This is a genomic window from Streptomyces pathocidini (assembly GCF_001418495.1).
Classification (GTDB): Bacteria; Actinomycetota; Actinomycetes; order Streptomycetales; family Streptomycetaceae; genus Streptomyces; species Streptomyces pathocidini.
This window is the reverse complement of record NZ_LIQY01000479.1, coordinates 1-3,910: the sequence shown is the minus strand read 5'-3', so window position 1 is coordinate 3,910 and position 3,910 is coordinate 1. Positions and strand designations below refer to the sequence as shown.

Sequence of the window (3,910 nt, the reverse complement as noted above, 5' to 3'; positions counted from 1 at the left end):
GCCCGCCTGCTGCGCGCCCGCGAGCGCGCCACGGCGGCGCACGAGCACCGGCTCGACCTCAAGGAGCGGCGACTGCGCGGCATCGCCGCCGAACTGGCGGCCGGGCTGCGGGAAGGCCACCCCTGCGCGGTGTGTGGCGCCACCGAACACCCGCTCCCCGCAAGGGAACAGGCCGGGCACGTGGACCGCGCGGCCGAGGAGGCGGCCCGGCAGGACCACGAACGCGCGGAGCGCGCCCGCGCCGAGGCGGAGCGCGCCGCGCAGACTCTGCGCGAGAGCCTGGCCGGGGCAGCGGCGGCGGCAGGGGAGGAGACCACCGCCGAACTCGCCGCCCAGGCCGACGCCGTGGAGCGGTCCCACCGGGAGGCCAGGCGGGCCGCCGCGGACCTGCAACCGGCCACCGAGGCCCTGGCCCGCGCCGAAGAGGAGTACGAGCGGCGCCACTCCCAGCGGCAGGCAGCCGAACGGCGCGCCGTCGCCCGTACCAGCGCGAGGGAAGCCCTCGATCGCGAACAGGCCGCGCTGGAGCGCGAGGTGGCGCAGGCGCGCGGCGGCGCCGGGAGCGTCGCCGCGCGGGCCGCACTGCTGGAGCGGCGCGCCGGAGCCCTCGCCGAGGCGGCGGACGCAGTGCGCGCCGCCGAGTCGGCGGCCCAGCGGCTGAAGGAGGCCGACGCGCGACTCGCCGACGCCGCCTACCGCGCCAGGTTCGACACGCCGCAGGAGGCCGCCGACGCGGTCCTCGCCGAGCCGCTGCGGCGCGAGCTGCAGCGCCGCCTCGACCAGTGGCAGGCCGAAACGGCCGCCGCGGCGGCCGAGTTGGTGAACCCCCGCATCGTCGAGGCGGCGAACCGCCCACCGGCCGGGACCGCCGCGGCGCAGGCCGCCGTCGAGTCCGCGACCCGGCGCCTGCGCGAGGCCTCGGCCGCCGAAGCGGAGGCCCGTACCCGCTGCGCCGAGCTCGACCGGCTCTCCGCCCGGGCCACCGCCGATGCCCGCGAACTGGCCCCGCTGCGCGAGCAGTACGACCGCGTGGCCCGGCTCGCCGGCCTCGCCGCGGGCACCTCGGCGGAGAACGAGCGCCGCATGCGCCTGGAGTCCTACGTGCTGGCGGCCCGCCTGGAGCAGGTCGCGGCGGCGGCCAGCACCCGCCTGCACCGCATGTCCGCCGGGCGCTACACCCTTGTCCACTCCGACGCGAAGGGCGGCCGCGGCCGCTCCGGGCTCGGCCTGCACGTCATCGACGCCTGGACCGGCAGCGAACGCGACACCGCCAGCCTCTCCGGCGGTGAGACCTTCTTCGCCTCTCTCGCCCTGGCGCTGGGCCTCGCCGATGTGGTCACCGAGGAGGCGGGCGGGACCCGCCTGGACACCCTCTTCATCGACGAGGGCTTCGGCAGCCTCGACGAGCAGACCCTGGACGAGGTCCTCGACGTCCTGGACTCACTCCGCGAGCGCGACCGCACGGTCGGCATCGTGAGCCACGTGGCCGACCTGCGCCAGCGCATCCCGGCCCAACTGGAGGTGACCAAGCACCGTACGGGCTCGGCCGTACGCCACCAGGCGCTGGAGGCCGGCGGATGAGCGGACCCAACCCCGAAACCACACGGCGGCAACCCGCTGACCCAGGCCTCGAGGGGAGGCGGGTCCGGCTCCGGGTGAGACCAGGAGCCGGACCCGCCTCCGCACAACCGCGAGTTCAGAGCTTGGACAGCTCGTCCACCAGATTGTCCAGGCCCAGGGAGCCCAGGGACAGGGCCGCCATGTGCCACTGCTTCGCGTCGAAGGCCTCACCGCGGGACGCGTGGGCCGCGCGGGCGGTTTCGCGGCCCTTGAGCCAGGCGCGCTCGCCGAGCTTGTAGCCGATGGCCTGGCCCGGCATGCCGAGGTAGCGGATCAGCTCGCTGTCGACGAAGTCCGCCGGGCGGCCGCTGTGCATGCCGAAGAACTCCCGCGCCAGCTCGGGAGTCCACCGCTCGCCGGGGTGGTACGGCGAGTCGGCCGGGATCTCCAGCCCCAGGTGCATGCCGATGTCGACGATGATCCGGGTCGAGCGCATCATCTGCGCGTCGAGGTAGCCCAGGCGCCGCTCCGGGTCGGTGAGGAAGCCGAGTTCGTCCATCAGCCGCTCCGCGTAGAGCGCCCAGCCTTCGGCGTTCGCGCTGACCATGCCGACCGTCGCCTGGTAGCGGGAGAGCCGGTCCGCGACGTGCGCCCACTGCGCGAGCTGGAGGTGATGGCCCGGTACGCCCTCGTGGTACCAGGTGGACACCAGGTCGTAGACCGGGAAGCGGGTCTCGCCCATGGTGGGCAGCCAGGTGATCCCGGGCCGGGAGAAGTCCACCGACGGCTGGGTGTAGTACGGGGCCGCCGCGCCGCCCGGCGGGGCGATCCGCGACTCGACGAGCTTGACGCGGTCGGCGAGTTCGAAGTGGGTGCCGTCCAGGGCCTCGATCGCCTCGTCCATCAGGCCCTGGAGCCAGACCCGCACCTCCTCCACGCCCTCGATGTGCCGGCCATGCACGTCGAGGTGGGCCAGCGCCTCCCACGGGCTCTTCGCGCCCGGGAGGATCTTCTCCGCCTCGGTGCGCATCTCGGCCAGCAGGCGGTGGTACTCCGACCAGCCGTACGCGTAGGCCTCGTCCAGGTCCAGATCGGTGCCGTTCCAGTAGCGCGACCAGCGGGCGTACCGCTCGCGGCCCACGGTGTCCGGCGCGCCTGCCACGGCCGGGGCGTACGTGGCGCGCAGCCAGTCGCGCAGATCGGCGAACGCGCCGGTCGCGAGGGCCGCCGCCATGTCCAGCTCGGTGCGCAGCTCCTGCGGCCCCGCCGCGGTGAACTCGGCGAACCAGCTGCGGTCCTTGCCGACCCAGTCGTCCAACTGGTCGATGAATGTGGCAACTTGGCGCGGCCCGGCGGGCAGCCCGCGGTCCAGGCCCGCGGCGAGCGAGGCGCGATAGCCGTCCAGCGCCGCCGGTACGGCGCGCAGCCGCTCGGCGACCGCCGCCCAGTCCTCCGCAGTCTCGGTCGGAGTCAGGGTGAAGACCTCGCGGATCGAGTGCGCGGGGGAGTGGATGTTGCTGACGGCGCGCAGGCCCTCGTGCGCGTCGTGCACGGCGAGTTCGGCGGTCAGCCGCTCCCGCAGCAGCCGGGCGCAGCGCCGCTCGGCGTCGCTGTCGGCGCCGGGCCTGGACTCGGCCGCCGCCAGCGCCTCGAGCGTCGTACGGGCCAGGTCGGCGAGCGCGTCCTGCCCGGCGGGGGAGAGGTCCGGAAGCAGGCCCGAACTCTCGCGCACGCCCAGGAACGTGCCGAGGATCGGGTCGAGACCGATGAGTGCGTCCACGTAGCCGTCGGCGACCTGCCGGGGCAGCGGGCTGATGTTGGTGTCGGACATGGCCCCATCCTCATACGCGAAGGCCGTTGGTGTCACCGGTGTCGGTGGTCGCGGCGGGCGCGGCACCGCCGGTCTTCGCCGCGACGGCTGCCCGCCGTCGCGGCGGAGAGATCCTGGGGACTCCGTCCCCAGACCCCGGTTGAGGGGTGGGCGTGGGGCGGTCTGCCACCGCCGGGCTCCGTTGTGGTGGGTGTCCGCCGTCCGCGGCGGGAATTCGGGGACTTCGTCCCTGGACCCGGTTGACCGGTGTGTGCGGGCCGGTCTGGCCCCGCCGGGCTCCGCCGCGCTGGTTGCCTGCTGTCGCGGCGGGAAAATTCGGGGACTTCGTCCCTGGACCCCGCTGCCGGTCGGGTACACGACGACCGGTCGCCGGGCCGCCGTGTCCATGGCCTCGGCGGCCGACTTGGCCCCGCCGTCTGCGCTGCGCCGGCTGCTCGCCGTCGTGGTGGAGAGATCTGGGGTCCGGTCCCACCGGCGATGACCGGTTCCGGCAGGAGTCGGGGCTGGGGACGGAGTCCC

Annotated in this window: 2 protein-coding genes; one reads left to right on the top strand and one right to left on the bottom strand. The window is 75.0% G+C overall.

Going from position 1 to position 3,910, the window contains the following annotated elements; genetic code table 11:
* A partial coding sequence (locus tag AOK16_RS20810) for an SbcC/MukB-like Walker B domain-containing protein (protein ID WP_276202522.1) occupies window positions 1–1,581 on the top strand: 1,581 nt, incomplete at its 5' end.
* Window positions 1,582–1,696: 115 nt separating this feature from the next.
* On the opposite strand, the gene AOK16_RS20805 is transcribed toward AOK16_RS20810, so the two are convergent.
* Complete coding sequence (locus tag AOK16_RS20805) at window positions 1,697–3,391, bottom strand: DUF885 domain-containing protein (protein ID WP_055473712.1); 1,695 nt, start codon at window positions 3,389–3,391, stop codon at window positions 1,697–1,699.
* Window positions 3,392–3,910 lie beyond the last annotated feature (519 nt).

Coding starts and splice junctions, on each gene's coding strand:
- AOK16_RS20805 (WP_055473712.1), bottom strand. CDS start 3,391: ATGTCCGACACCAACATCAGCCCGCTGCCCCGGCAGGTCGCCGACGGC.